We start from the raw sequence: 25,827 nt of genomic DNA on the forward strand, positions 1-25,827 counted from the left end.
TTGGTATAGACAACTATACCTTCAATATGGTAAAGTAACCGTGTTCAAAATAAACGAATTTGAGGTGGAGTTATGTTATCTTTTTTACAGAAAATAGGTAAATCATTGATGTTTCCAATTGCTACTCTCCCTGCCGCTGCTCTGTTGCTAAGGCTTGGCCAGGAGGACTTTTTTGATATTCCATTCATGGCTGCAGCCGGGGCTGGTATTTTAAATAACTTAGCTTTGATATTCGCCATCGGGATTGCGATGGGATTTGCTCATGACGGCAGCGGCGGGGCAGCTCTGGCCGGCGCAGTTGGCTATCTGGTATTAACAGAAGCCATTGTCACCATCGATGAATCAATTGATATGGGGGTATTTGCAGGGATCATATCAGGGGTCGTCGCCGGATTGCTGTATAACCGCTTTTATAATATTAAACTGCCAGACTGGCTCGCCTTCTTTGGAGGAAAACGATTTGTGCCTATTGTGACGGCTGCTGCCATGGTTTTGCTGGCTGCCTTATTCGGCTTTGTATGGCCGCCGATTCAGGCAGTAATTGATGCGACTGGAGAATGGATGCTGAATGCCGGGGCTCTTGGCGTTGGTGCGTACGGATTTTTCAACCGTCTGCTTATTCCAGTGGGGCTGCACCATGTCATCAACACCATTGTGTGGTTTGATTTCGGAACTTTTACAACTGATACTGGAGAGGTTGTCAGAGGAGAAATCAACCGTTTTCTGCAAGGGGATGAAACTGCAGGACCATTTCTGTCAGGGTTTTTCCCGGTTATGATGTTCGGACTTCCTGCCGCTTGTCTTGCGATGTTTATGGCCGCCAAAAAAGAAAACAAAGCCGTAGTCGGAGGAATGCTTTTAAGCATTGCCTTGACTGCATTTCTTACCGGAATCACAGAACCAATTGAATTTTCATTTATGTTTCTTTCACCATTGCTATATGTAATCCATGCCTTACTAACCGGAGTTTCCATGGTAATTACGTACTTTTTGGATATACACCACGGTTTTGGATTTTCAGCTGGAGCCATTGACTATCTGCTGAATTTTGGGTTAGCCAAAAATCCTCTTCTCCTGCTGGTTGTTGGTTTAGGGATGGCCGTCATCTATTTCTTTATCTTTTATTTCTTAATTATCAAGCTTGACCTTAAGACACCGGGCCGCGAGGATGATACAGAGGAGGACGCTGCCTCACAAGGAACAGTTTCCGACGATGTTGATCACCGTGCCTACCACACGATTGAAGCTCTTGGCGGAATCGATAACATCACATCCGTTGATTATTGTGCCACCCGCCTCCGCCTTCAAGTGAAAGATTCAAGTCTCGCTGATGAAAAAGCACTTAAGCGCCAGGGAGCTAAAGGGATTATGAAGATCAGCCGGACGTCTATTCAGGTAATTATAGGAACCACCGTAGAATTCCTGGGAGACGCCATGAAGAACCGTATGCAAAATGGCAATCCATTGCCTGAGGAAAATAACACCCATTCAGACATATCAACTGATGAAAAAGATAAGAAATAATAATGGAGGGGGATAACGATGACACAGTCAATGATGATCAAACAGATCCTCATTCATACAGGGATCGGCACTTCCTTTAGAGGAGATGTATTCATCGAAAAGGGGAAAATTAAAAAAGTTGCGCCGGCATTAACAGAGAAGGCTGAGAAAATCATTGATGCTGCGGGACGGGACTGGTCGCTTCTTCCGGGGTTTATTGATTTGCATATACATGGCGCAGCCGGCCATGATGCAATGGATGCAACACCAGAGGCCCTGCATGGCATCGCAGCAGCACTGCCAAAAGAAGGAACCACCAGTTTTCTTGCAACAACGATGACACAGCATAAAGAGGCCATCTCATCCGCCCTGCAACAAGCAGGTGCATTCGATGGAGCCGCAGGAGAAGCTGAACTGCTCGGTGTGCATCTAGAGGGACCATTCATTTCACCTGAACGGGCAGGTGCTCAGCCAGTTGAACATATCATCCCTCCCTCTATTGATCAATTTGATGCATGGCAAAGGCAAAGCCGCCAGTCAATCCGACTGATCACCTTAGCTCCAGAGACAATGAATGGATTTGAATGCATTAAGGAGCTCGCTAAACGAAATATCGTTGTTTCAATCGGCCATTCAGATGCAAGTTATGATCAGGTTAACGAAGCGATTCAACATGGTGTTCGCCATGTGACTCATCTTTATAATCAGATGCGCCCCTTTCATCATCGGGAGCCCGGAGTTGTTGGAGCTGCTTTGCTGGAAGATGCATTGTCAGTGGAAATCATTGCGGATTTTATTCACAGCCACAAACAGGCTGTGAAAATGGCCTACCGACAAAAAGGTGCTGAAAAGATCATCCTGATAACCGACGCCATGCGGGCAAAAGGCTTGCCTGCAGGCACATACGACCTGGGTGGACAGCAGGTATCGGTTACCTCGGATGACGCACGTTTAGCGGATGGTACACTTGCAGGCAGTATTTTAACGATGGAGGATGCCGTAAAAAATATGCAAATGATTACGGGATGTTCCCATTCTGAACTGATCGCCATGACGTCCGCCAATGCCGCCAGACAGCTTGGCATCTATGACAGAAAAGGAAGCATTGAGGAAAATAAAGATGCTGACCTGGTTATCCTTGATCAAAACCAATCTGTACAATTGACAATCTGCCGCGGTCATATCGCCTTTCAGAAGGAGGATAACCGATGAATCTATTAGTAAATGATGATTATACATCAATGAGCGAGCAGGCTGCTGCCATTATTGAGGCACAAATTCGTTCGAATCACAAAACGGTTCTTGGTCTTGCTACCGGCAGCACCCCTCTTGGTCTTTATCAGTCACTCATTGAAGGCTGTCATAACCGGGAGATCTCCTACAAAGATGTCCAAACACTTAACCTTGATGAGTATGTTGGCCTTGAGCCCACGCATCCGCAAAGCTATCATTTTTTTATGAAAAAGCATTTGTTCAGCCATATCAATCTGCCTGCTGCTCAAACCCATATTCCAGACGGCACGGCCCAATCCCTCGAAGAAGAATGCAGCAGATACGAACAGCTGATCACGGAGATTGGACCAGCAGATATTCAAATTCTAGGAATTGGGGAAAATGGTCACATAGGATTTAATGAGCCTGGCAGCGACTTCAGCGGAACTACTCAGGTGATTCAGCTGGACCCTTCAACGCGCAAGGCAAATGCCCGGTTTTTCAACTCACAGGAAGAAGTGCCGACACATGCCATCACAATGGGTGTTCAATCCATTTTAAAAAGCAAACGGATTCTCCTGCTTGCCTCGGGTGAAAATAAAGCATGGGCTGTTAAGAAATTAATGGATGGAGCCATTGATGAGCACTTCCCAGCCTCTGCCCTGCATCAGCATCCGGATGTTACGCTTGTGATTGACCGGCAGGCGTATCATTTAATTTCAGATGAAAGTAAGTGAACACCTTGCTTGATAAACAATCACCACTACCGATGTATGCGCAGATCGCCCAAAACCTAAAGAAAAAAATTCAAAAGGGAATGTTTCAAGCAGGCAGTCCCATCCCCTCTGAAAGAGAGCTCACTGAGACGTATGAAGTAAGCCGAATGACGGTCCGTCAGGCCATTACCAATCTGGTAAACGAAGGGCTGCTATACAGAGCCATTGGCAAAGGCACGTTTGTTTCAGAGGAGAAAATTGAACAGCCCTTACAGGGATTAACGAGTTTTACAGAAGATATGAAGGCCCGTGGGATGACGCCAGGAAGTGAAATGCTTGAGTTTTATACTGCTGCTCCTCCATCTGAAGTAACAGTTAAGCTTCAGCTACATGAAACAGATCAGGTTGTTGTCATGAAAAGAATCCGGCATGCGGACAGCAGGCCGATGGCAATTGAAACGACTTACATCCCTGTAACACTTTTTTCTGATTTGAATCAAGAAGCGGTAAAACAATCTTTTTATGCTTATATTCAAGAAAAAAAGCAGCTGACAATTAGTCATGCCAGGCAGACAATCGAAGCTGCAATTGCAAAAAAAGATGAAGCAGCTCTTCTGCTCATACGAGAGCCCTCAGCCGTCCTTCAAATCGAACGGCTGAGTTATCTTACAACCGGCATTCCGTTTGAACTCGTACGCAGTACGTACCGTGCAGACCGATATAAATTCCAAAGTGAAAATAAGCGCTAACGTGAGAAAGAGTGAGGACATGAGTGACTATCTGGCCCGTATTCAGGAACTATTGCAGGAAGCTTACAGTACAGAAAAAATGGCGATTGAACGAATTGCAGCTGTAATGACGGATCGACTGGCCAAAGGAGGAATTGTTCAACTGTTCGGCTGTGGCCACTCAAACCTGATTGCGCAGGAACCCTTCTATCGCGCCGGCGGACTTGTTCCGGTTATGCCCATTAACAGTGAACCAATTATGCTGCATAACGGTGCAGTGCAGGCATCTGTCAATGAGAAAGACACAGACGTCAGCAAAGAGATTGTCAAAAACCTTACATTCGGAAAATATGACACATTGATTGTGATCTCAAACTCAGGCCGCAACCCTGCGCCGATTGAGGTTGCTCGGGCTGCCAGCACTTCCGGTATTTATACAGTAGGAATTCTATCCCGCAATTATACGGCCGACTCACATCCCTCCAGGCACCATAGCGGTTTGAGGCTGGAAGAGGTGGTTGATGACAGCCTGAACAACCATTCACCAGTCGGCGATGGGATTTTAACAACCAATTCACATCAACTTTATGGGTCCTCTTCTTCCATTCTGGGCATTGCTTTGCTCAATGCGGTACTGACACAGGTCATCCGGCTTACGGAAAAACAGGGGATCGAACCCCCTGTTTTTAAGAGCGGAAATGACGATGACAGCCAGGAGCACAATGAGAAACTGGTTCAGCGCTACAGTGACCGGATTCAGTTTTAAGCATCGGTCAAAACAAAAAAGCCCCGTTTCAACAATTGTTGAAACGGGGCTTTTTTCATCGGTCTGTAAGAATGGCTTTTCAGCAGCTCTTCTAAATTATAAACGTTTTGCGCCGATATATCTTTGTTTCCAGTAGGAGTTATTGATGCTTGCGATCGAAACTCCTTTATTTGAAGCGGAGTGAATCATTTGACCATTGCCGATATAAATAGCAACATGGGTCACTTTTTTTCCGCCTGAAGTCGCATAAAACATAAGGTCTCCTGCTTTCAAAGAAGTAACACGTGTACCTTTGGTGTACATTTCACCAGCCGTACGCGGCAAAGTCTTCCCTGCTTTTCCAAATGAATACTTCACAAGGCCTGAGCAGTCAAACCCTTTGGTCGTGGTTCCCCCCCAAAGATATTTCACGCCCAAATTACTCTTTGCGACAGATATTGCTTTTGATTTATAATTCGTGCTTGTGGCAGCCTTTTTCTTTGTTATGTATTTTGTACTAACAAAACCTGATTTTCCACTAGCTTTTACTTTTGCCCATCCATTTGATTGAGAGTAAACAGTAACGGTTTGATTTCTTACTAACTTCCCAATAATCGCTGACGATGTAGAAGCAGCTTTTCGTAAATTCAAGTGTCCCGAATCTATATTTACATAGTAGCTGGTTCCAGCGGCAGAAGCTTTATCAAATGACGGTGCGACAGTGGTTACTAGAGTAAAAATCAACAATAATGCTAGTATTCTTTTTAACAAAGTAGTTTACCCCCGAGTGCTTTATAGTAAACTCAGTATAATCGGAAGAGGTTACAGGAGAATATCAGGAATATTTCACTTTTGTTACAAAATACTACATCTTTCCAAGTTTTTTTATTACACTTCACCCTAAATTTTCCTTAATATCTACATTTTAATCCATAAAAATAGCCTGGCATCCAAGCCAGGCTTCTTCTTTTAATCTATCGAACTTCCCTATCATCCTTAAAATAATGGCACATCTTAAACTCTTCCAATAGTTCCTGAAGCCTAAGGTACAAGTCATTCATTTCTTTTTCATGTTTTTTCTTCAGCAGATCAAATGAGGACATATTTTCAGTAGTTTGATCTGGCTGCCTTGTTTGCGGGTTGCTTCGAATATCCATCATATCAGAATCCTCCTCTAACTGAACTAAATCTATTATATCAGATAATTCAATTAATTTAATATAGATATTGTAAATAGCCTTAAAATAGCACAACGATTGTAATGATTTTGTAAATATCAGTACTAGCCGAGTTTACAAACAGTTTTAAAATAAATTCCTTGTTAAACGTGGCTGTTGATTGCAGCACGAAGGCGCTCGCTTTCCGCGGGGCGGGGTGAGCCATCTTCACAGCGATGATGTTCAGAGGTCTCACCTTTCCCACTGCATCCCGCAGGAGTCTCACACCTACAGCTCCAATCAACAGTGTGCAAATATCAACAATCGACTTTAACAAAGCTAATATAAAAAAGAAAACAGCATTATTTGCCATATTTGTGTTAAGCGGGCTGTAAAACAGGGAAGAGAGTAAGTGGATATATTTTTCACACTAAAAAAAGGAGTGGAAAACATGAACAAAAGTCAATTTGATAAAATGAAAAATAGTAAAGGGTTTATTGCGGCACTCGATCAAAGCGGCGGAAGTACACCCAAGGCGTTAGCAGCCTACGGCGTGCTGGAAGATGCTTATTCTGGTGACGATGAAATGTTTGACCAGGTTCATCAAATGCGCACCCGAATCATTACCTCCCCTGCCTTTGATGCCAGCCATATTCTTGGAACTATTTTATTTGAACAAACCATGGACCGCGAAATTGAGGGCAAATATACAGCAGATTATCTTGCCGATAAAGGCATTGTTCCCTTTTTAAAGGTTGATAAAGGATTGGCTGAGGAAAAGAATGGCGTCCAGCTGATGAAATCCATTGACGATTTGGATGAGACATTGCGCCGCGCCAATGAACGGAATATATTTGGCACGAAAATGCGTTCTGTCATAAACGAACCAAATCCAGCCGGAATCAAAGAAGTTGTCGAACAGCAATTTGAAATAGCCAAACGAATCATTGCGGCCGATCTTGTTCCGATCATTGAACCGGAAGTCAATATTCACAGTGAAAACAAAGAAAAATGTGAAGAAATTATGTGTGATGAGATCATGAAACAGCTGAATAACCTGTCTGAAAATGAAAACATCATGCTGAAGCTAACTATACCAACAAAGAAAAATGCCTACAAAGAATTGATCGAACACCCTCGCGTTGTGCGTGTTGTTGCTCTTTCAGGCGGCTATTCACGCGACGAAGCGAATAAGAAACTGAAAGAAAACGACGGCTTAATCGGCAGTTTCTCCCGCGCGTTAGCATCAGACCTTAGAGCCAATCATTCAGGTGAAGAGTTTGATGAAGCGCTGAAAAATGCTGTAGAGTCGATTTATGATGCTTCTGTAAATAAAAACAGTTAAGATGCTTAATTGAAACCAGATGTTCCTCCCAGAACATCTGGTTTTATTTGATTAATACTATTTAATAACCTCAAAAATGCTTTAAAATTTGATGCTTTAACTATAAATGATTCAAAAAGCGTTTGGATTTCTTTCCAAGCGCTTTTTACCGTTTATTTAACCTTAATACGGGACTGCATTTTAAAATTTCTTATGGTTTTTAGCATGCCAAATTGCTGTTGCTATATTCAAAATTGAATAAAGGATTCTCGATTATTTCCGACGGCAAAAAAACGAATCCACAATGGATAATTTACTTCTCCCAGTACACACTATAGGAAAAAGGTGATGGTGAAATGAAGAAAAAATCAAATGACAAAAAGAAAAACTCAAACGAACTTTTTGTGGTGTTAAATTTCAGAGAAACGCTTTATCGGAAAAGAAAAGCTAATTAGAGTATGGCGAACACGAATGAGACTGCTTTCTTTGAAAGGCAGTCTCGTCTGATGAATAGGGGTCGATTTTGCAGATAAGCTAGGGCATATCGACACGGCCTGTGGTTTTATCGATCATCTTTACTGGTTTATCGTTCTCCATAGCTACACAGTTTTCGATTTTATCGATCATCTTTTCGAACTTATCGATCACTTTTTCACTTTTATCATACATCTCCCGCGCAATATCGATCACTTTCTCAGTTTTATCTTACTTTCTCCTCCTCTCGCTCGATTTATCGTATATCTTTGCTCTTTTATCTATCAACTTTAGCGGGATATCGATCATCTTTCCTGTTTTATCGTTCTGCCCCCACTTACCCAACTCTAAAAAATGGGCAAATTAGTTAGAAACACATTAAAGTTTGATGAGAGCAAAATATTCCTCTAGGAGCAAAGCAAAAAGACCTCCCGCCCATCCTATAAAATGAGCAGGAGATCTTTTTTGATCTAAAGTTTATTTCTCTGTTTTGATAACTTCCATTTGTTTCAATGCTTCGAGTGCTGCATTTTTTGCTTCTGTTCCTGAACCGTCTATATTCACTGCAAAAACCCAGGTTTCTTTTTTGGTTTCAACAAAACCGACATACCAGCCCAATCCGAAGTCGGATAACCTGGTTCCTGTCTTTCCGTGCAGGGTGTAGTCATCCTGTTCGTCCTGTATCATCATCCGTTTTACCGTTTTTTGATGCTGTTCTTCAAACGGAAGTTTTTCCTCGACTAATTTCTCAATAAAATTTGTTTGCTCAAATGCTGAAATGGCCAGGCTGCTGTCCAGCCAAAAAGAATCAATTCCGCCTGATATATCCTGATTACCGTATGTCAGCTTTTCAATGTTTTCTTGCATCCTTGTTTCCCCAATGTCTCTTGCCATATCCTGATAAAACCAAATGGCAGACTCCCTCATGGCAGAAGCAAGTGAGTGATCACGGTTCCAGCTGTCAAATTCTCTTACTACCCCATCCCATCGCTTGACTTCATACTCATCCCTTACAGCTGATGTTTGAAGCCCAATTAATGCATTTGCTACTTTGAAGGTAGATTCAGGAGTGAACCTTTGCGAGCTTCTTTCCTTGTTGTAGAGATATACTTTATCTTTTTTTAGATTTTTAAGAACCATTGTGCCCTGTTTGCCATTGAACAGCTTTTCAATGTTCATTTCTTTTCCCTGTTCCTGGTGTGCTTTCGTCACCGTGATCGTTCCTATGAAACTCAGCATGACAATAAGGAATAAAACGCCAACAACCTTCATTACTTTCATTTTGTACCTCCTTTTTTAATTTTTCACTTTTAATACTAAAAGGGGACAGGTGGGTGATTGGAAATTTCATATTGTGGAAATCTATGGTGTTTTCTACATTTTACCATATAGTTAATGGAACAAGTTTAATTTAATATTTACACTGATATCAATAACAAAACAAAAACGCTGCTGATCATGTCATATGATCAGCAACGCATTAGATTCGTTCACCATTTTTTAACCGTTCAATTAATTCATCTAAATCATCACGTCTTACTCTCCAGTGACGTCCGATTTTAAAACCTGGTATTTTGCCTGTCTGCACCAGTTTATACGTCGTCATTTCACTTAGCTGCAAGTATTCTGAGACCTGTGTAATGGTCATGATTTCATGTTTCATTTCTTTTCCTCCAAGCAAGTTGGTTCTTTTTATCATACTATAGATAGAAGCGTGTTCACAATGGTTATACAAGCTGTCGGTCACTTCAAGTTAATTATTTTACTTTATTGCTGATAACGAAATGGTTCACAGAACATGTTCGGCAAACCATTCTTTTTACGTTTATTTATAATAAATTATACCCAATTATATCTATTTATAATAATAGGGATTGTATTAACACAGTATGTAAAAAAACCTGACAAAAATTCAATTAATATGATCATGTGCTATCAGAATCTTCGGGATAAGGCTACCTTAGGCTAAAAATTGTTTACAGGAACCTATCATGATAAATATATCCATTCGAATCCATGAAAATATCATGGATTTTTTTTATTTTCGCTATTACCCGCCAAATAAGTGATATTGTTTATTAATTCTTATTTACTCTTAATTATGCTTAAATACCCCTAGTTTTAAATAGTTATACCATGTTATACTTATCATCGTTCTTAAATGATGTCGTTATATTTAGCGCATGTATCGCATACGGATGCAATTTATTAATAGAAAGAGGGAAGAAAATGAAAGGTGTTTTTACAAAAGAACAATGGTTTGGGAATGTTCGAGGTGATGTTCTTGCAGGCATAGTGGTTGCTTTAGCACTGATACCAGAAGCCATTGCATTCTCAATTATTGCCGGCGTTGACCCGATGGTCGGTCTTTATGCGTCATTTTGTATTGCAGTCGTGATTTCATTCGTAGGGGGCAGACCGGGGATGATCTCAGCAGCTACAGGTGCTATGGCCTTATTAATGGTTACTCTTGTAGCAGATCATGGCTTGCAGTACCTGTTTGCAGCTACGATTTTAACAGGAATTCTTCAGATCCTGGCTGGTGTTTTTAAGCTTGCTAAATACATGAAGTTCATACCGCGATCCGTTATGATCGGATTCGTTAATGCATTAGCAATTTTAATATTCACTTCTCAATTACAGCATTTTGTTGGTGAAACTTGGATTATGTACGTACTGGTTGCAGCTACGTTAGCCATTATTTATTTATTGCCGCTTGTGACAAAAGTTGTTCCATCAACACTTGTTGCAATCGTTGCAATTACAGCAGTTGCCATCTTTATGAATATTGACGTGCGAACCGTTGGAGATATGGGTGCTTTAACTCAAACTCTTCCGATGTTTTTAATCCCGGATATTCCTTTGAATTTTGAAACATTGCAAATTATTTTCCCGTACGCGATTGCATTGACGGTTGTTGGACTTTTAGAGTCGCTTCTTACAGCATCGATTGTTGATGATGCAACGGATACGGAAAGTGATAAAAACATGGAGTCACGCGGGCAGGGTATCGCCAATATTACTGCCGGATTTTTCGGTGGAATGGCTGGTTGTGCCATGATTGGACAATCCGTTATTAATGTTAAATCAGGCGGTCGAGGAAGACTATCCACTTTAGTTGCCGGTGTCTTTTTAATGGTATTAATTGTTCTTTTGGGTAATGTGGTCGTACAAATTCCAATGGCTGCATTAGCCGGTGTCATGATTATGGTATCGATCAGCACCTTTGACTGGTCATCCATTAAAACGATGCATATCGTTCCCAAAACCGATGTGGCCGTTATGGTCGCTACCGTTTCCGTGGTTGTTTACACACATGATTTATCTAAAGGCGTTTTAGCTGGAGTCGTTCTCAGCGCCTTGTTCTTCGCCGCTAAAATCTCAAAAGTGAAAGTAATGTCTTTGTTAGTGAATAGCGGAGACAAGCGCATTTACTATATTAGAGGACAGATTTTCTTTGCTTCGATTACGGATTTTCTTGCTGAGTTCGACTTCCAGGAAAACATTGATGAAGTGGAGCTGGACTTTACCGCTGCTCATCTTTGGGATGATTCCGCTGCCGGTGCCATCGATAAAATAGAAATGAAATTCGAACAAAACGGGACCAAAGTGATTGTTAAAGGCTTGAACATTGAGAGCACAAAATTAATGAATAAAATTGGCGGCATTTCAAAAAGTTCTGGCCATTAAAAAGGAATGGAGGTTTCAAAATGAAAAAAATCATGGTTGCTTCAGATGGTTCAGACCATTCAACCAGAGCGCTTAAAAAAGCGATCCAAATTGGTTCTTCACAGGAAAGTGTCACGATCGATCTTGTCTATGTGGTGGATGGTGACACATCAAAAGCTGACGTGCTGCATTACGGTGATTCAGATACAGCAAGCTTCAAGCGTCAGAAGATGATGGAGCAGCAGGCTGAGATTGCACGTGAAGCCGGACTTCAAACAGACATTAAAATTCTTCATGGTTCCGCTTCTGAAACCCTGATCGATTACGCAAACAATGGCAGCTATGATTTAGTGTTAGTCGGAAGCCGCGGCCGAAACAAACTGCAAACTATGCTTTTAGGCAGTGTGAGTCACAAGCTGATAAAACATATTGATGCCCCTGTTATGGTCGTTAAATGATAGTGAGTAAACATAATCAGAGCAGCGCTTGGAGGCTAACTTCCTGGCGCTGCTCTTTTAAATACGATTTACTTTTAACAAGCTAGGTTAAGAGACTATTATTTTTGGCAGGGCGCCCATTTATTGATGTAAGCTGTTGTGCTAGTTTAAAGTACTCTCAAAAAACACAATCCGATTGCCAAATGGGTCTCCAATCCGCACTTCCCTCGTGTTCCAAGGGGTTTCTTCGATGCCGGGACGGGCAAATTTGTAGTTCTTTGAGATAAGGTTTGAATGGAGAAGCTCAATGTTTTCTACCTCAATCCTGAGTGCCGCACCAGGGCAGCAGTCTCCGTGATTTTCTGATAGATGGATGATACAATCTCCATTTGACACTTGCATGTATAATGGCAGACCTTCCTCAAAACGGTGCTCCCAATCCACCTTAAAATCCAAAAATGCTACATAAAACTCCTTCGCCTTCTCCTCATCAAAAATTCGTAAAATGGGAGTGGGACTCTTCATTATGATGCCGGATGTGCTCATGGTGGTGCCACCTTTCTTCTATGTATTTTAAATGCTGCGATTCTCTTCAAAACTATTATAAACCATTAACTATCTTATTAGTTTTCAAAAAAACTAAATAACTTGGACTAAAACCATTGCATATATTGTATAACAGTTGATTGCTTTTTTAATGAGGACGTCAAAATAAAATAAGGAGTGGTAAAATGAAAGAAGAGGAGTGGTAAAATGAAAGAACTGTTTAATTATCATAAAGCTGAAAAAAATGAATCGAACATTGAGTTAATAGGAATGGTCGATCCAAATTCCACATATTACTCTGGACAGCTTAGTACACTTCAAAAAGCACTTTCTATTGTAATGGAGAAAGCTATGATGGAGAAAAGACAATGTGTTTTTATCTGTATTGGATCTGATCGGTCAGTCGGAGATTCTCTTGGTCCGCTCACCGGTACTTTTTTAAGAAGCATAGACCCCACTCTTAATATCTATGGCACATTGGAAGAACCCGTTCATTCATTTAACCTAAAAAGTGTTTATAAAAAGATAAAAAAGACATTTTTTAATCCCCTCATCATTTGTATTGATGCAAGTTTAGCTGAGAAGGACGTAGTTGGTTCAGTTATTCTTAATAAAGGACCTATTCAACCGGGATCCGCACTTAAGAAAACGTTATTACCAATTGGTGACTATCATATCTTAGGTGTTGTAAACTATTTAGACCCTTTGCCTTCAGCTCAATTTTTAAATGACACACGTTTGCTGACTGTGTATTCGTTGTCAAAGATAATCACAAAAATAATCTCGGAAAAAGAGCTTTTTTAAGATCTTCTCCATGAAAAAGGCCAGTCGTGAAAGACCGGCCAATTAAGTATATTCATCGTAGATCATAGTCACTAAAATGCAGAGATAGCACCCGTCAAAAATGCGACCAAAATGATAAAGAGAGAACAGATCACTGACCATTTAATGGCAAAACGCTGGAATTCTCCTAAATCGATTTTAACCATACCTACAAGTAAAAGTGTTGAAGCAACGAGTGGACTTAAAAAATGCACCGGCTGACCAAGTACTGATGCTCGTGCAACTTCAATCGGTTCAACTCCATAAGCTGCTCCGGCTTCGGCTAAGATCGGTAAAACCCCGAAATAATACGCATCGTTGGATAATACAAACGTGAATGGCATACTTGTCAGGGCTACCACAAGCGGGTAAAAGGAACCTAAAGACTCAGGAATTAATGTTACAAGAGAATTGGCGATAGCTCCAACCATTTCTGTTCCTTCAAAAATACCAGTAAAAATTCCAGCAGCAAAAACCAGTGTCACCACAGTTAATGCGTTTCCAGCATGCGCAATCATTCTTTCTTTTTGTTGTTCTAAGTTAGGATAATTAATCATTGATGCCAGGACAAAACCGATTAAAAACAAAACAGGAACCGGTAATAATCCCATAACCAAAACAGTCATAACAACTAAAACTAAGAAGAAGTTGATCCAAATTAAATGCGGTCTTTTCGTATTCTCCTGCAAAGCATATGCCGCTGCAGCCTCAGATAGTGATGGAGCTTCCATTGGAACGTGATCGAATGAAATTAGTCCAATGCGCTTTCTTTCACCTTTTCCTAACACAAAAGAGATCATTAATACACATAAAATGCCTCCGGCCATTGTCGGCAATAATGGAATGAAAAACTCTCCTGCGTCTAATCCGAGTGCAGTGATTGCTCGGGTAGCAGGCCCTCCCCAAGGAGTCATGCCGCTCATTATACTTAACGACAACAGTGAAATAGTGGCAAGTACAATTGGACGCATGCCAATTCGTTTATAAAGTGGCAGCATAGCAGAAATCGTGATCATATGGGTCGTTGTGCCATCACCGTCAAGTGCAGCAACTATAGCCAAAACCCCCGTTCCAATTGTAATTTTAACAGGATCCCCTTTCACAATTTGCAGCATTTTCCGAATCAAAGGATCGAATAATCCAGCATCAATCAACACCCCGAAAAACAAAATCGCAAAGAGCAGCAAAGCCGCAGAAGGAGCTACCATTTTTAATCCTTCGAACATCATTTCTCCCAACCGCGGACCGAATCCTCCAATTAATCCGAACACAATTGGCACAATCGTTAACGCAACAACTGGTGATAGTTTCTTCGTCATAATCAAATAAGTAAAGGTAATCACCATCGACAGTCCTAAAAATGTAAGCACAATTCCCACCCCTTTTTAAAGTAAACGCTTACAAAAATCATCCGTAAATTATTGTTAGAATAGTTCAAATAAACACATAAGTATAATACATAATTTTAGGGGGGGAGTTATAAAAAAATTTATAACGTTGATAGAACAAAGGTAAAAACATTAAAGTTCGTCATAAGAAGTCAGAAAATCAACAAAGGTTTTTATGGTTGTTAATTTTAGGGCATCCTCATTATACATAAGCCAAGTATTACGCAATACAGGTTCTCCGTTTTTATAAGAAAGTCCATAAATATTCAGATGATCAGAAGGCTGCAGGCAAATTTCCGGGAGTATTGATACACCTAAATCATGCTTAACCATTTCTTTACATGTTTCTTGACGATCGTTTTCCATTGTAACAAGAGGCGGGGTGGAAAAATGATCATGCCACCACCCATTAATTAATCCTTTTAATGAACTGTCTGTATTGTAATTAATAAAAGGAAGCTTAGGCAAGGTTTCCAATTTAACTTCTCGTTTTGAGATTAAACACAATCGTTCCTTATGCAATAAGGTTTTTGTACCATACCAATCATAGTTTCCTCTTAAAATTCCAAGGTGTACGTGGGAGGAATTAAGTAAATCCATAATTTCAGTACTCCATCCAGTTCGCACACTGAATTGAACATGGGGATACTTTGTGGAAAATGCTTTTAGTAAAGCTGGTAATTTATATTGTGCAAAATTACTAGATACACCAATTCGAAGTGTTCCACGAACCTCCGGCTTCATATTTTGGAGATAATCTTTCGTTGTTTGAAGCTGTTTCTTCATTTCTATTGCATAATTTGCTAAGTGTATTCCCTCCGAAGTTAGTTCAACCCCCGTTTTCGTCTTGAAAAATAATGTTGTTCCGAATTTTCGTTCAATGTTTTTAAGGCGATAGGTTAAAGCTGGTTGGGATACATATAACCGTTCTGCTGCCCGGCTAATATTTTTTTCTTCTAATAAAACATGCAGTGCATGCCAGTCCTTTTCATCCATGAATACTCACCTCTTCTTGTTATAAGTTTTTTTTTACATACTACTAATAAAATATGTATTTCACTTATAAAGCAGTTTAGCATACGATGTGGTTACTAACAAAAAAGGGGCGAACGAACATGAGAATACCAATTGCATTGATGAGGGGTGGAACAAGTAAAGGGGTATTCATTGATCAACAGCATATGCCGATCCATCGTGAGTTATGGGAAGCTTTTTTACTGGATATAATGGGGAGCCCAGACCATCGTCAAATAGATGGACTCGGTGGCGGGAACTCACTAACAAGTAAGGTAGCAATTATTCAACCGTCGTTATCGCCGAATTATGATATTGAATATACGTTTGCTCAAGTGAGCATACATGACCAATTCGTAGATTTCAAAGGAAATTGCGGAAACATTTCTTCTGCAGTAGGCCCATATGCGATATCGAAAGGATTCGTTTCTACGAAAGAACCTGTAACATCCGTGCGTATTTTAAATACTAACACTAATAAAATCATCGTTGCTGAAGTGCAAGTTGAAAAAGGAGAAGTTAAGACAGAAGGTTGTTATTCGATTCCTGGAGTTCCTGGTACAGGTGCACCTGTTTTTCTGTCTTTTTCACAGCCAGAAGGTGCTGTAACAGGTAAGTTATATCCCACCGGCAAACCCCAAGACCAAATAAAGCTTGGCAATCGATTATTGAACATCTCAATTGTGGATGTTGCCAATCCCCTGGTTTTAGTTCGTGCAAGTGATCTGGGTCTTTTGGGTACAGAATTGCCAACTGAGTATACAAAAGAGCAGCTTAAAGAATTTGAACAGATTCGAGCACTCGCTGCAGAGAAATGTGGTTTTTCTAATAGAGAGAATGCAACTAAACTATCACCTGCCGTTCCAAAATTGACCATTGTCGCTGAGCCAGCTGACTACATGGATACGAATGGTAATTTCCATTCTTCTCGTGAAATGGACCTGCTAATACGGATGATGTCAATGCAAAAGCCCCATCAGGCCCTTGCGATTACTGGAGCAATCTGTGCCACGGCTTGTGCCTTTCTGGATGGAAATATTCTTTCGGATTTCATTCAGATCAAAAATGAAGTATTTCGCCTGGGTCATCCTGCAGGAATCATGGACACTAAAGTAGAGTTAGTTGGCGGACATATTGCAGCAATTAAGGTGGCCAGAACGGCAAGAATGATTTTAGAAGGTGCTGTATACACAAAGAACTCTTATCACCTGCTTGAACAGCATGCCTGATATAAATATAAAATTTAAAAGGGGTGTCACTATGTGGATTATTACATTATTTAAAGGTCAGCGTATTCAAATGTTTGAATATGATACGAAGAAAGAAGCAATGTTTAATTTTTCAAAGATAAGTGGTTGTAAAGTACTGACTCAAGTAATCTATTATAATGATCCAGTTATAAACTATAAGTGAGGTGGATGAAGATGGCAATAGATAAAACCCTCGTAAAAGTGGTTGTTCAAATCAACCAGACTGCTAATAAGTATCAATCCAGTATTGTTATAAAAACAGATAAAGCTATGATAGATGCTAAAAGTATATTAGGACTAACAAATAGTATTTTAACCTCCTCCTCCTTTCACCTTGATATTCATGGTCCTGATGAGGATCAAGCTAAAACAGCCATGCAGCAGATATTTAGAAAAAGCGGTTTACCCGTATCAGTGAGCTAAAGAAGAAAACATTATATAAAGTATAGTTCACAAAAAAGCCTCTCTGCCATTTTTTAAATGGCGAAGAGGCTTTTAGTGAGCATTTTCAATTATTGATTATCTTTTTTAATGAGGCTGTTGATTTCCGTTGCAGGCGGACGCTTCCCACTTCAAACAATGGCTCTTGACTGTTTAGTTAATCTTAAAAATTAAATTCATCCGGGTGTGGCCCGCTTCGAAGGTTCTCATTAAGCCCGTCGAGCTGGCTCATTTCATCTTCTGTGAGGGAGAAATTATGGCTGATGTTTTCTTTCATTCGGGAAGGCGTCATTGATTTCGGTATGGTAATCACATCATGCTGCAGATCCCAGCGAAGAATTACTTGAGCTGCCGATTTTGTGTGTTTCTCTGCGATCTCCTGAACCTTTTTATTAGTAAGCAATTCTGCATTCATAAGCGGTGACCAGGCTTCTACTTGAATATTGTGTTTGAGGCAATATTCTCTGACCTTCTCCTGAGTCAATTTAGGATGAAATTCAATCTGGTTAATTACCGGCGTGACTTCTGCATGCTCTAACAGGTTTTCTAAATGATGCACCTGGAAATTACTTACCCCAATGGCCTTGATGCGTCCTTCCTTGTAAAGTGTCTCCAGCGCTTTCCACGCCTCAAGGTATTTATCCTGTCCCGGCCAATGAATTAAATAAAGATTTAAATACGCAAGATCCATTTTCTTCAGGGTTTCTTCGTAAGCCATGATTGTTTCATCATAAGTTAATCCATCATTCCACACCTTTGACGTGATGAATAACTCCTCACGCGTTACAATTCCTTCCTGGATAGCAAGGCGAATACCGTTTCCAACACTTTTCTCGTTTCCATAAATGGCCGCAGTGTCAATGCTGCGGTACCCAAGCTGAATCGCCATTTTTACCGCCTCTTCCAACTCTTTCCCTTCCTCTACTCGAAATACACCGTAGCCAACCTCAGGCATTTCCAAACCATTGTTTAAAGTTCTATTCTTTATTGTCATTGCTTTATTCCCCTTTTCATTACCTATGATTTCCTGTGGATTAAACCAGTCTGTGATTACACGGTTCATGTTAAAGCATATGGTTCCCACTGAACAGTAGGCACTTTCGAGTAATATAGGTACTTTAAAGTGCCCAAAAGCACAGCCGGATAGCCCAAATACAAAAAAGAGCAGTTGGCAGCTGCTCTTTTTGTGTTTAGGGTGTTTATGGGATTATATGTTTCCATTTAAGACGCTTATCCAGCTTGCTCCGCTTCTTTTTTCACTCTTTCCAAAAACTCAAAAACGACTTTGTTATCCTGATTTTTCCCGGCAAGTCTCATCATCGCCCGTCCAACAAAATTGGCTCCTTTGTTTTCTCCTTCATAAATTAGCTTGGTTTGACAATCATTCAATTGTATTAAAGTGAAGGAAAAGGTAATCTCAAACGCTTTGCCTAAAACAAAATTAATTTTTTTATATTTCTCTGTCTCATGGTCCTCATAAGCCAGCGTGTGAACTGTATAGGTTTCAACCCTTTTTCCCTCTCGATACGTTTGCAGATGTTTAGCTCCCGCTTCCTCTTCACTTCCTTCAATCAACTCATGAGACATCACTTTTGGCATAATTCTACTAATGTTTTTATCACGAAATAGATTCCACACCTCTTCTATATTTGTATTAATAATGATTTCTTCATTCCAGCGGATCATTTCCTTCACCCTTTCCTGATAAAATAAATTGATCAATTTCCTCCACTTTATCGTATAGCCAGGTCCACTTGTATAGCACACGAGATGAATTTTTCATAGTAGTCTCAGATTATGAACCTGATATTAGTATACTTAAAGATAATAATTAACCCGGTATATAGGTCTTTAGGATTCAATAGTGAACCAGCAAAAAACTACTACTTAATCAATAATATAAATTGAACCACAAAAAAACGGCCAGGTGATTGCCTGACCGCTTTTCTTCTTTAGTTAAAAAGCGCCTTGAGTCGGTCCCAAAAGCTTTTTTCCTTTTGATCCTCTGCTGCACCATTTTCTTTTTCATCATTCTTTATGCTTTCGGTTTTAATGACAAATTGCACGGTTTCAACTTTTTCATTTTGGTCAGATACAAATGAAACCGGCTCAAAATCTGATTTATCGTATTCACTAATCATGTCATCGATTTCCTTTTGAAGCTGGTCAGGCAGATCACTGGTTGATGAAGCTAATTGGGATGTTCCGTTTTGCAGTTCAGCTGAACCTGCCTCCAGTTCAGACGTGCCGCCAGTTAATCCGGAGATACCGTTGTGAACCTGCTGATAGGAGCCAGCCAGTTCTTCTACACCGCCAGTGTAGGCGACCAGGCCAGAGTGAAAATTATTATAATTGGCCGTCAATGTCTGCAGCCCATCTTGTAATTGGGCGATCGATGCTTCCACATCGATGGCAGAGAGACTGCTGTTTAATTCATCTGCAATCGAATAAACATTGGCACTCATTTCATTCAGCGAGCCGCTGCTTGTTTCCAGTGCAGGATTGATAGCGTTGAATGCTTCTTGAACACCGGCATAGGTTTCTCTCGTTGCGCGTGCCGCCTCGTAATGCTGCACCAATCTGTCTACCACTTCCTGATCGGCTCCACTATCATATAATGCCTGGATATCAGCCTCTGAAACAGGCTCCGCAGGAATCGACTTAATCGTTTCATCCAGTGTCTGATGTGCCTGGCTGTATTGACCGTTAAGATTTGTAAGGCCGCTTTCGATTTCTTCCAGCCCTCCTGCAAATTCCCGCAGGCCATTCTCCAATTCAGTGAATTGGCTTACATCAATGCCGCCTGAGCCCGCTATTTGGACTGATTCATTCACTTGCTGCAGGGCTGACTGGATGGAGGCAGAACCTTCCACCAAGCCGGCTGAACTTCCCTGAAGTTCATTGATTCCTTGCTGGTACTGAGCCGAACCATCATAGAGGCTTGCTGCACCATTATTGAGTTCGGCAATGCCATTTTTCAACTCGCCGACACCGTAATTAATTTCTGCTGTAGCATCCGATAAAGACGTCATATCCTTTTGCATGTCGTCAGCATCCGGTGCATCAATTGACATCGAGGATGGGACAGCTGCAATTTCTATCGCTTCCATTTCCAAGTCAGAGACGTCTGTTTTGATCGTAAAGCTTTCTTCTTTTTCAGGCATGGCGGTAAAGGTCACCTGTCTGTTTTTCCCTGCATTCGCAATCGTTCCATCCGGCGCCTCAATATTTTTATAGCGTTCGGAATCAAATGTCAGGGTGATTTGCAGAAGATAATTTTCGAAAAACAGCTCCTCTCCCTTATCGTTTTTCGAACTGTCAATTTGGATCTCAAGCTCTCCATCTTTTCCTAACAGATCCTCAGGCTTAACAGACTTTCCCTCCAACCGGTAGGCGACATCAAAGTCCCATGGCAACGCAACGCCTTTTAGATCCCCCTGGTAGTAAAACTCTTCCTCTTCAGTCGTAAATTGGACGCGGTCCTCTTTTTGTTGGATTGCTGATGGATCTGTTAAATTCTGTACGCTGGTGTAAGGGCCGTAATCACTGATTTTTCCTGGTTCATCGATCGTGAAGTTGTTGACGACATACATTGCTCCCTGTCCGCCTGATGCATTCAGTGTCGCATAGACCACTTCGCTTTTTTCCGTGTAGGAGCCTTGTCCTTTAGGTGCATCCTCTTTTTTGGAATCCTGATTTGTCTCCGCTGATACAACGAATGTCGGCATGACAAGAAGAAATGCCGTGAAGGCTGCGCTCGTGCGTTTTAATTTCATGTTCATTTCCCCTTATAAAAATTTGCTTTCCATGATGTTTTTTCAATAATCCGATCGAAAATCACGAGCAGTGCCGGCAGGACAAACAGAACCATGATAAAGGCCAGCAGCGCTCCCCGTCCTAATAAGAGACCAATTGATGAAACAACCGGATTTGATGATGTAATCCATAAAATAAATCCAACACTGGAAAGAATTGAAGCTGATACTAAAATCGCAAAAAGCTTTTCGTCAATCGTTTTCTTGATGGCCTGCATGGCAGGCATCTCCTGTCTGAGCTTATAATAATTTTCCGTAAATAAGATCCCGTAATCAACCGTCGCTGCCAGCTGAATCGTGCTGATGAGCAGATAGCCGATATAGACAAGCGGTGCATCGGTAAAGTATGGAATCGCAAGGTTAATCCAGACAGATGCCTGAATCGCCAGTAACAGCACAACCGGAATGGATAATGAGCGGAACGTAATCAGCAGCACGAGTGCGACCGTTACTACCGTCATGACATTTACAAATGTGTTATCCTTCTGTACGATTTCCTTCATATCGTAGAGGGTGACGCTCTCACCCAAAAGATGGGTATCTTCATAATAGGAATCAGCTGTCTCCTTCACCTGGTCAATCAGGGCGAAGGCTGCATCTCCTTCTGCATCTGTTTCGGTATACAGCGTGATCCGGGCGTAGTTCCCGGAATAAAATTGTTCGGTCATCGTTTCCTCTAAATACTCAGGCGGAATAGCAGAACCCACCATATTCACATAGGAAATGACACTTGAAACATTCGGAATCCTTTCAAGCTCCTGAACAAGCTGCTCTTCCTTTCCACGGTCTTCTTCCGGAATCAGAAGTACGATCGGCATTTCTTTGCCGAAGATGTCCTCTACTGCCGAAGCATCCTGGCCTGCGCGCGTGTTTTCCGGATGCTCACCAGCACCGTAAATGAAGGTTGTATTACTCTGCGCTAAAAAAGCAGGGACGATTAGGAGCAAAACGATCAGCAGGCTGGGTATTCTCAGCTTCATTACCTTTGATCCGATATGTTTAAAATCAGGAATAAACTGCTTATGTTTTGTCCGGTCAATCCATTTATAAAACAGCAGTGTTAACGCAGGTAAAAAGACAATGACGCTGAGAAAACTCAGTAAAATTCCTTTTACAAGATTAATTCCCAAGTCAGAACCGATTCCAAACTCCATAAACGTTAATGCCATAAACCCAAAAAAGGTTGTTGACGCACTGGCTACGATGGCAGGGAACGAACGCTGCATCGCAAGCTTCATTGCTTCAGTCGGATCCGCCACTTTTTTCCTGTAATCAGAAAAGCTGTGAAGCAGGAAAATCGCGTAATCTAGCGACACCGCAAGCTGCAGGATTGGTGCCACCGACTGGGTAATAAACGACACTTCTCCAATAAAAATATTTGTTCCTAAATTGATCAGTATTGAAATCCCGATCGCTGTTAAAAAGAGCACAGGCTCGACCCAGGAATTGGTTGATAAAATCAAAATCAAAATAATGATCGGCACAAGTAAAAGAGCTGCATACATTGATTCCTGTCCAGCCATTTCCTGGGAAACCGCAGTTGTCACCGCTTCACCGGTTATGGCATTGTCCTCGCCGATCAGCTCATAGATTGCATTGGTAGCCTCAACCTCTTTACCCTCCTGAATCGTAACCGAAATTAAGGCAGCCTCATCCTGATAATAAGATGTCAGCATATCCTGATCGGCCATTTCGAGAGGAACTGTCAGATCCATTACATCATCCATCCACGTAACGGCACTCACGCCTTCAATGTCCTCTAATTCTTTCTTGTAGTCTAACGCTTCTGTCACCGACACATCCTGTATCATGACCCGCGCATTGGGCACTGGATCATCAAACTCTGCTTCCATCAATTCGATAGCTTCAAGGGAGGGGGCATCCTCCGGCAAATAATCAGCCATATTATAATTAACCGATACTGCGAATTGAGCTGCCACACTTAACAGGGCAACAAGGAAAAATGTAATGACGATACTTTTTTTATATTTAATAACTCGAGCTGTCCAATCGATAAAGCGTCATCCTCTCTTGCATCTACCATTCCTACACTCTACTATTGTATTGACACTGTGTTGGATATTCAACAAACAGTTCAAGCATTAGCGTCAGTTTTCCAACACAATGCTGTTTAGTGTTGGATATTCACAAATCGTTAATATAAGGAGGTCTATAAAAATGAATAAAAAACTGGATCAGCGCAAGAAATACACAAGAAAAGTGTTAAAAGAGAGCCTCATTACCCTGCTTGAAAAAAAACCGATTTCGTCCATTACCGTCAAGGAAATCTGCCTGATGGCAGACATTAATCGATCAACTTTCTACACCCACTATTCCGATCATTTAGACCTCCTTAATAAAATAGAAGAAGAAATCATCGAAGATATGAACACCTACCTGCACAGCTATAGCTATGAAGCGGAAGAAGAGGCCATTCAGATTACCGAAAAAATACTGGAATATATTATTGAAAACAAACGAATGCTTCAAACCCTCCTGACCAACGATGGCTCCACTGCTTTTGAAAAAAAGCTGATGAAGCTCACCAGGCAGTACCTGATGAATAACTGGATGAATGCCAATGAAGTGAAAATCACAGAATCAGAGTATTTAAGCACCTTTGTTATGAGTGGTGCGATTCATGTGATTAAGGACTGGATTGAAAATGATATGGATCAATCGCCTGCTGAGATGGCGGTGATGATTAACAGTTTCGTTAATTATGGTTTTTCATACTTGGAGCAGTCGGCAAAGCGATAATAGAGACACTGACCATTTCTCCAAAAAACAAGGAAAATAAATTCTGTACAAAATAAAGAGTGTCCCTCATGAATTCGTTCATGAAGACACTCTTGTTGTCATTATATAAGTTTAATACCATCCTCATTCAGTTAGATAAAATACCGCTTCAGCTTCCCCATCACCTTTTTCAAATCTGCAGATCCGTCATGAAACCCTGCGTGTCCATCCGGACGAATAAAAAGTGTACTTCCCTTTTTCATCCCCAGGTTTTTATCCAGGTGCCGATATGAATCATAAATAATAGGCAGCTCATCCCTGTCTGTCAGAACCGTTCCGCCTCTGGCCACAAGAAAAACCTTTATCATATCGGGAAAGGCTTCATTTGCTTTTTCTTTAAAGGCATAGGCATAGTCAACCAGATCCTGCTGATAAGAATCAATGTAAATCAAACAGACGTAGCCCAGCCTTTGGATCAGTGGGAAGAGCCGTTCATCGGTTGTTCCGTTCATAAATAACAGCTGATCTGGCACACGTTCTCCTGCCTGAATTGCCCGTCTTGGCAAAGAAGCGTCCTTAAACGAACGGTTAATCGGCGTTTTATCATAATCGTTATGTACATGCGATAGAGCTTGTGCAAAGATCGCCTGTACCCAGTTCTGCGACAGCGCCGCTTTACCTGCCCAATTGCGGATTTTTCCGGGAAGCCCTTTCAGCTGGATCATTTTCAGCTCCATCGTTGTATTTCGGATAACTTCTCTGGCGACTGGCGCCCTTTCCTCATGGTAGGTATCTAAAAAAGGATTGCCGGCATACCCTTTTAACACTGTATCTATTTTCCAGCAAAGGTTCGCCACATCCTCAAGCCCGATGTTCATCCCCTGCCCGCCGAGGGGATTGTTAACATGGGCTGCATCCCCAACGAAAAACACCCGGCCTTCCCTGTAATTCGGCACCTGTCTGTGCGCAGTGCCAAAATAGGCCAGCCATTTAGGGTTCTCTACCTCATAAGACGTCGTTAAAATTGTATCCAGTGTTGTCTGCAGCTCATGCAGCTTCATTTCCCTTTTGCGTGGTCCGCCCTGTCTGGTCCGGTCAAATCCAACAACGCGATACGTCCCGTCTTTATAAGGAAAGAAAGCAGCGGCTCCCCGGTCGTTAATATGAAGATTAATATGAATTTCTTTCATCGTCGGAATCTCAACATCCCCTGTGAAAAAGGTGATGCCCTCATCCTCCCCTTCAAATTCAACATCGAGCAGCTGCCGTACTTTACTATGGGCACCGTCGCAAGCAAGTAAGTACTTTGAGAAATAGGTTTTAGTTTCCCCGTTGTGCACGGCTGTTACTTCTACGCCCCCAGCTTTTTGGACTACCTCAAGAACCTCATGCTCCCGGGAGATTTCGCCTCCGCGGTCATTCAGGTGATTCTCAAGTATTTCTTCGATTTCATGCTGGGGGATGATTAAAAGGTATGGATACCTGCTTTTAATATGATACATCTCTACATAGGATGGCTTTTTTCCTGCCAAATGAAGCTTGGCACCCGGACCAGGGTAGCCTCTTTTCAGAAACGGCTGATTCACACCCAGAAACTCAAACAATTCAAGCGACCTCGCCTGAATACCGAGTGCTTTTGAGAGTACCGACCGTCCCGGCTTTTTCTCAAGGCAGACATAATCGACCCCTCTTTTCTGCATCACGTTCGCAGCCATCAGCCCGGCTGGTCCTGCTCCGACAATCAACACATCTGTTTCGATCACTGACATATCAATAGCTCCTTTCATCATCGGTCGCCCTGTTTATCTTCAGCTTATATTCACGTTAACATAGCCTGTTTGTTTGTA

Annotated in this window: 24 protein-coding genes and 1 pseudogene; 12 read left to right on the forward strand and 13 right to left on the reverse strand. The window is 41.5% G+C overall.

Features of this window, described 5'->3' with window-relative positions; all coding sequences use genetic code 11:
* Positions 1-72: 72 nt before the first annotated feature.
* The 5 genes and pseudogenes from nagE to E2R51_RS14680 all read left to right on the forward strand — a co-directional run.
* Positions 73-1,470, forward strand: a pseudogene (gene nagE / locus E2R51_RS14660) (N-acetylglucosamine-specific PTS transporter subunit IIBC); the annotation flags it as partial.
* Positions 1,471-1,542: 72 nt separating this feature from the next.
* The gene (nagA, locus tag E2R51_RS14665; RefSeq protein WP_133377845.1) at positions 1,543-2,715 is read left to right on the forward strand and encodes an N-acetylglucosamine-6-phosphate deacetylase; all 1,173 of its coding nucleotides are present in this window, start codon (positions 1,543-1,545) and stop codon (positions 2,713-2,715) included.
* Entirely contained in the window at positions 2,712-3,452 is a 741-nt protein-coding gene (gene nagB / locus E2R51_RS14670; RefSeq protein ID WP_133377846.1) for a glucosamine-6-phosphate deaminase, read from the forward strand. Before nagA ends, nagB begins: the two co-directional genes overlap by 4 nt.
* Positions 3,449-4,180 carry a GntR family transcriptional regulator gene (locus E2R51_RS14675; protein ID WP_306462126.1) on the forward strand — a complete coding sequence of 244 codons (732 nt, stop codon included), beginning with the start codon at positions 3,449-3,451 and terminating at the stop codon, positions 4,178-4,180. The genes nagB and E2R51_RS14675 overlap by 4 nt, the downstream gene beginning before the upstream one ends.
* Before the next feature lie 19 nt (positions 4,181-4,199).
* A complete protein-coding gene (locus tag E2R51_RS14680) occupies positions 4,200-4,925 on the forward strand; it encodes a sugar isomerase domain-containing protein (RefSeq protein WP_133377847.1) in 726 nt (241 codons plus the stop codon).
* Positions 4,926-5,021: 96 nt separating this feature from the next.
* On the opposite strand, the gene E2R51_RS14685 is transcribed toward E2R51_RS14680, so the two are convergent.
* Both E2R51_RS14685 and E2R51_RS14690 read right to left on the reverse strand, forming a co-directional pair.
* Positions 5,022-5,675, reverse strand: a complete 654-nt coding sequence (locus E2R51_RS14685; protein ID WP_133377848.1) for a C40 family peptidase — start codon at positions 5,673-5,675, stop codon at positions 5,022-5,024.
* A gap of 203 nt (positions 5,676-5,878) precedes the next feature.
* Entirely contained in the window at positions 5,879-6,064 is a 186-nt protein-coding gene (locus E2R51_RS14690; RefSeq protein ID WP_133377849.1) for a hypothetical protein, read from the reverse strand.
* Between the two features lie 448 nt (positions 6,065-6,512).
* Between E2R51_RS14690 and E2R51_RS14695 the strand changes: the two genes are divergently transcribed.
* Entirely contained in the window at positions 6,513-7,406 is an 894-nt protein-coding gene (locus E2R51_RS14695) for a fructose bisphosphate aldolase (protein ID WP_133377850.1), read from the forward strand.
* Positions 7,407-7,919: 513 nt separating this feature from the next.
* Here the strand turns inward: E2R51_RS14695 and E2R51_RS19875 are convergent.
* From E2R51_RS19875 to E2R51_RS14705, 3 genes are all read right to left on the reverse strand, one after another.
* The gene (locus E2R51_RS19875) at positions 7,920-8,075 is read right to left on the reverse strand and encodes a hypothetical protein (RefSeq protein ID WP_165967237.1); all 156 of its coding nucleotides are present in this window, start codon (positions 8,073-8,075) and stop codon (positions 7,920-7,922) included.
* Between the two features lie 261 nt (positions 8,076-8,336).
* Positions 8,337-9,131 (reverse strand): class D beta-lactamase, encoded by a 795-nt coding sequence (gene blaOXA, locus E2R51_RS14700; RefSeq protein WP_240733108.1) that lies wholly within the window; start codon positions 9,129-9,131, stop codon positions 8,337-8,339.
* Positions 9,132-9,339: 208 nt separating this feature from the next.
* A complete protein-coding gene (locus E2R51_RS14705; protein ID WP_133377852.1) occupies positions 9,340-9,522 on the reverse strand; it encodes a helix-turn-helix domain-containing protein in 183 nt (60 codons plus the stop codon).
* A 566-nt stretch (positions 9,523-10,088) separates the two neighbouring features.
* Here E2R51_RS14705 and E2R51_RS14710 point away from each other — a divergent pair.
* Together E2R51_RS14710 and E2R51_RS14715 are read left to right on the forward strand one after the other, a co-directional pair.
* Positions 10,089-11,549, forward strand: coding sequence for a SulP family inorganic anion transporter (locus tag E2R51_RS14710; protein ID WP_133377853.1), 1,461 nt, complete (start codon positions 10,089-10,091; stop codon positions 11,547-11,549).
* A 20-nt stretch (positions 11,550-11,569) separates the two neighbouring features.
* The gene (locus E2R51_RS14715) at positions 11,570-11,986 is read left to right on the forward strand and encodes a universal stress protein (RefSeq protein ID WP_133377854.1); all 417 of its coding nucleotides are present in this window, start codon (positions 11,570-11,572) and stop codon (positions 11,984-11,986) included.
* A 141-nt stretch (positions 11,987-12,127) separates the two neighbouring features.
* Here E2R51_RS14715 and E2R51_RS14720 read toward each other — a convergent pair whose 3' ends face one another.
* Positions 12,128-12,511 (reverse strand): glyoxalase superfamily protein, encoded by a 384-nt coding sequence (locus E2R51_RS14720; protein ID WP_133377855.1) that lies wholly within the window; start codon positions 12,509-12,511, stop codon positions 12,128-12,130.
* Positions 12,512-12,718: 207 nt separating this feature from the next.
* Between E2R51_RS14720 and yyaC the strand changes: the two genes are divergently transcribed.
* Positions 12,719-13,315 (forward strand): spore protease YyaC, encoded by a 597-nt coding sequence (gene yyaC / locus E2R51_RS14725; RefSeq protein ID WP_240733096.1) that lies wholly within the window; start codon positions 12,719-12,721, stop codon positions 13,313-13,315.
* A 71-nt stretch (positions 13,316-13,386) separates the two neighbouring features.
* On the opposite strand, the gene E2R51_RS14730 is transcribed toward yyaC, so the two are convergent.
* A complete protein-coding gene (locus E2R51_RS14730; RefSeq protein WP_133377856.1) occupies positions 13,387-14,703 on the reverse strand; it encodes a CitMHS family transporter in 1,317 nt (438 codons plus the stop codon).
* A 150-nt stretch (positions 14,704-14,853) separates the two neighbouring features.
* The gene (locus E2R51_RS14735) at positions 14,854-15,717 is read right to left on the reverse strand and encodes a LysR family transcriptional regulator (protein WP_133377857.1); all 864 of its coding nucleotides are present in this window, start codon (positions 15,715-15,717) and stop codon (positions 14,854-14,856) included.
* A 119-nt stretch (positions 15,718-15,836) separates the two neighbouring features.
* Here E2R51_RS14735 and E2R51_RS14740 point away from each other — a divergent pair, with 119 nt between their 5' ends.
* Both E2R51_RS14740 and E2R51_RS14745 read left to right on the forward strand, forming a co-directional pair.
* On the forward strand, positions 15,837-16,964 hold the full coding sequence (locus E2R51_RS14740) for a 2-methylaconitate cis-trans isomerase PrpF family protein (RefSeq protein ID WP_133377858.1): 1,128 nt from the start codon (positions 15,837-15,839) through the stop codon (positions 16,962-16,964).
* 195 nt (positions 16,965-17,159) lie between these two features.
* The gene (locus E2R51_RS14745) at positions 17,160-17,408 is read left to right on the forward strand and encodes an HPr family phosphocarrier protein (protein WP_133377859.1); all 249 of its coding nucleotides are present in this window, start codon (positions 17,160-17,162) and stop codon (positions 17,406-17,408) included.
* Between the two features lie 181 nt (positions 17,409-17,589).
* Here the strand turns inward: E2R51_RS14745 and E2R51_RS14750 are convergent, their stop codons facing one another.
* The 4 genes from E2R51_RS14750 to E2R51_RS14765 form a co-directional block, all read right to left on the reverse strand.
* A complete protein-coding gene (locus tag E2R51_RS14750; RefSeq protein WP_133377860.1) occupies positions 17,590-18,420 on the reverse strand; it encodes an aldo/keto reductase in 831 nt (276 codons plus the stop codon).
* Between the two features lie 236 nt (positions 18,421-18,656).
* The gene (locus tag E2R51_RS14755) at positions 18,657-19,112 is read right to left on the reverse strand and encodes an SRPBCC family protein (protein WP_133378028.1); all 456 of its coding nucleotides are present in this window, start codon (positions 19,110-19,112) and stop codon (positions 18,657-18,659) included.
* Between the two features lie 266 nt (positions 19,113-19,378).
* Positions 19,379-21,202 (reverse strand): YhgE/Pip domain-containing protein, encoded by a 1,824-nt coding sequence (locus tag E2R51_RS14760; protein ID WP_240733097.1) that lies wholly within the window; start codon positions 21,200-21,202, stop codon positions 19,379-19,381.
* Positions 21,203-21,204: 2 nt separating this feature from the next.
* Positions 21,205-23,145, reverse strand: a complete 1,941-nt coding sequence (locus E2R51_RS14765; protein WP_165967238.1) for an efflux RND transporter permease subunit — start codon at positions 23,143-23,145, stop codon at positions 21,205-21,207.
* A gap of 274 nt (positions 23,146-23,419) precedes the next feature.
* Between E2R51_RS14765 and E2R51_RS14770 the strand changes: the two genes are divergently transcribed.
* The gene (locus tag E2R51_RS14770; RefSeq protein WP_133377863.1) at positions 23,420-24,001 is read left to right on the forward strand and encodes a TetR/AcrR family transcriptional regulator; all 582 of its coding nucleotides are present in this window, start codon (positions 23,420-23,422) and stop codon (positions 23,999-24,001) included.
* A gap of 131 nt (positions 24,002-24,132) precedes the next feature.
* On the opposite strand, the gene E2R51_RS14775 is transcribed toward E2R51_RS14770, so the two are convergent.
* Positions 24,133-25,749: an FAD-dependent monooxygenase gene (locus E2R51_RS14775; RefSeq protein WP_165967239.1), complete on the reverse strand. Its 1,617-nt coding sequence runs from the start codon at positions 25,747-25,749 to the stop codon at positions 24,133-24,135.
* Positions 25,750-25,827 lie beyond the last annotated feature (78 nt).

The sequence above is a fragment of the Jeotgalibacillus sp. S-D1 genome (genome assembly GCF_004358665.1).
Classification (GTDB): Bacteria; Bacillota; Bacilli; order Bacillales; family Jeotgalibacillaceae; genus Jeotgalibacillus.

Excerpts from the sequence above, each read along its gene's own strand:
- nagA (WP_133377845.1), top strand. The coding sequence starts at position 1,543 with ATGACACAGTCAATGATGATCAAACAGATCCTCATTCATACAGGGATC.
- nagB (WP_133377846.1), top strand. The coding sequence starts at position 2,712 with ATGAATCTATTAGTAAATGATGATTATACATCAATGAGCGAGCAGGCT.
- E2R51_RS14680 (WP_133377847.1), top strand. The coding sequence starts at position 4,200 with ATGAGTGACTATCTGGCCCGTATTCAGGAACTATTGCAGGAAGCTTAC.
- E2R51_RS14690 (WP_133377849.1), bottom strand. The coding sequence starts at position 6,064 with ATGATGGATATTCGAAGCAACCCGCAAACAAGGCAGCCAGATCAAACT.
- E2R51_RS14695 (WP_133377850.1), top strand. The coding sequence starts at position 6,513 with ATGAACAAAAGTCAATTTGATAAAATGAAAAATAGTAAAGGGTTTATT.
- blaOXA (WP_240733108.1), bottom strand. The coding sequence starts at position 9,131 with ATGAAGGTTGTTGGCGTTTTATTCCTTATTGTCATGCTGAGTTTCATA.
- E2R51_RS14705 (WP_133377852.1), bottom strand. The coding sequence starts at position 9,522 with ATGAAACATGAAATCATGACCATTACACAGGTCTCAGAATACTTGCAG.
- E2R51_RS14710 (WP_133377853.1), top strand. The coding sequence starts at position 10,089 with ATGAAAGGTGTTTTTACAAAAGAACAATGGTTTGGGAATGTTCGAGGT.
- E2R51_RS14715 (WP_133377854.1), top strand. The coding sequence starts at position 11,570 with ATGAAAAAAATCATGGTTGCTTCAGATGGTTCAGACCATTCAACCAGA.
- E2R51_RS14720 (WP_133377855.1), bottom strand. The coding sequence starts at position 12,511 with ATGAGCACATCCGGCATCATAATGAAGAGTCCCACTCCCATTTTACGA.
- yyaC (WP_240733096.1), top strand. The coding sequence starts at position 12,719 with ATGAAAGAACTGTTTAATTATCATAAAGCTGAAAAAAATGAATCGAAC.
- E2R51_RS14735 (WP_133377857.1), bottom strand. The coding sequence starts at position 15,717 with ATGGATGAAAAGGACTGGCATGCACTGCATGTTTTATTAGAAGAAAAA.
- E2R51_RS14740 (WP_133377858.1), top strand. The coding sequence starts at position 15,837 with ATGAGAATACCAATTGCATTGATGAGGGGTGGAACAAGTAAAGGGGTA.
- E2R51_RS14745 (WP_133377859.1), top strand. The coding sequence starts at position 17,160 with ATGGCAATAGATAAAACCCTCGTAAAAGTGGTTGTTCAAATCAACCAG.
- E2R51_RS14750 (WP_133377860.1), bottom strand. The coding sequence starts at position 18,420 with ATGACAATAAAGAATAGAACTTTAAACAATGGTTTGGAAATGCCTGAG.
- E2R51_RS14755 (WP_133378028.1), bottom strand. The coding sequence starts at position 19,112 with ATGATCCGCTGGAATGAAGAAATCATTATTAATACAAATATAGAAGAG.
- E2R51_RS14760 (WP_240733097.1), bottom strand. The coding sequence starts at position 21,202 with ATGAAATTAAAACGCACGAGCGCAGCCTTCACGGCATTTCTTCTTGTC.
- E2R51_RS14765 (WP_165967238.1), bottom strand. The coding sequence starts at position 23,145 with ATGGCTGATTATTTGCCGGAGGATGCCCCCTCCCTTGAAGCTATCGAA.
- E2R51_RS14770 (WP_133377863.1), top strand. The coding sequence starts at position 23,420 with ATGAATAAAAAACTGGATCAGCGCAAGAAATACACAAGAAAAGTGTTA.
- E2R51_RS14775 (WP_165967239.1), bottom strand. The coding sequence starts at position 25,749 with ATGTCAGTGATCGAAACAGATGTGTTGATTGTCGGAGCAGGACCAGCC.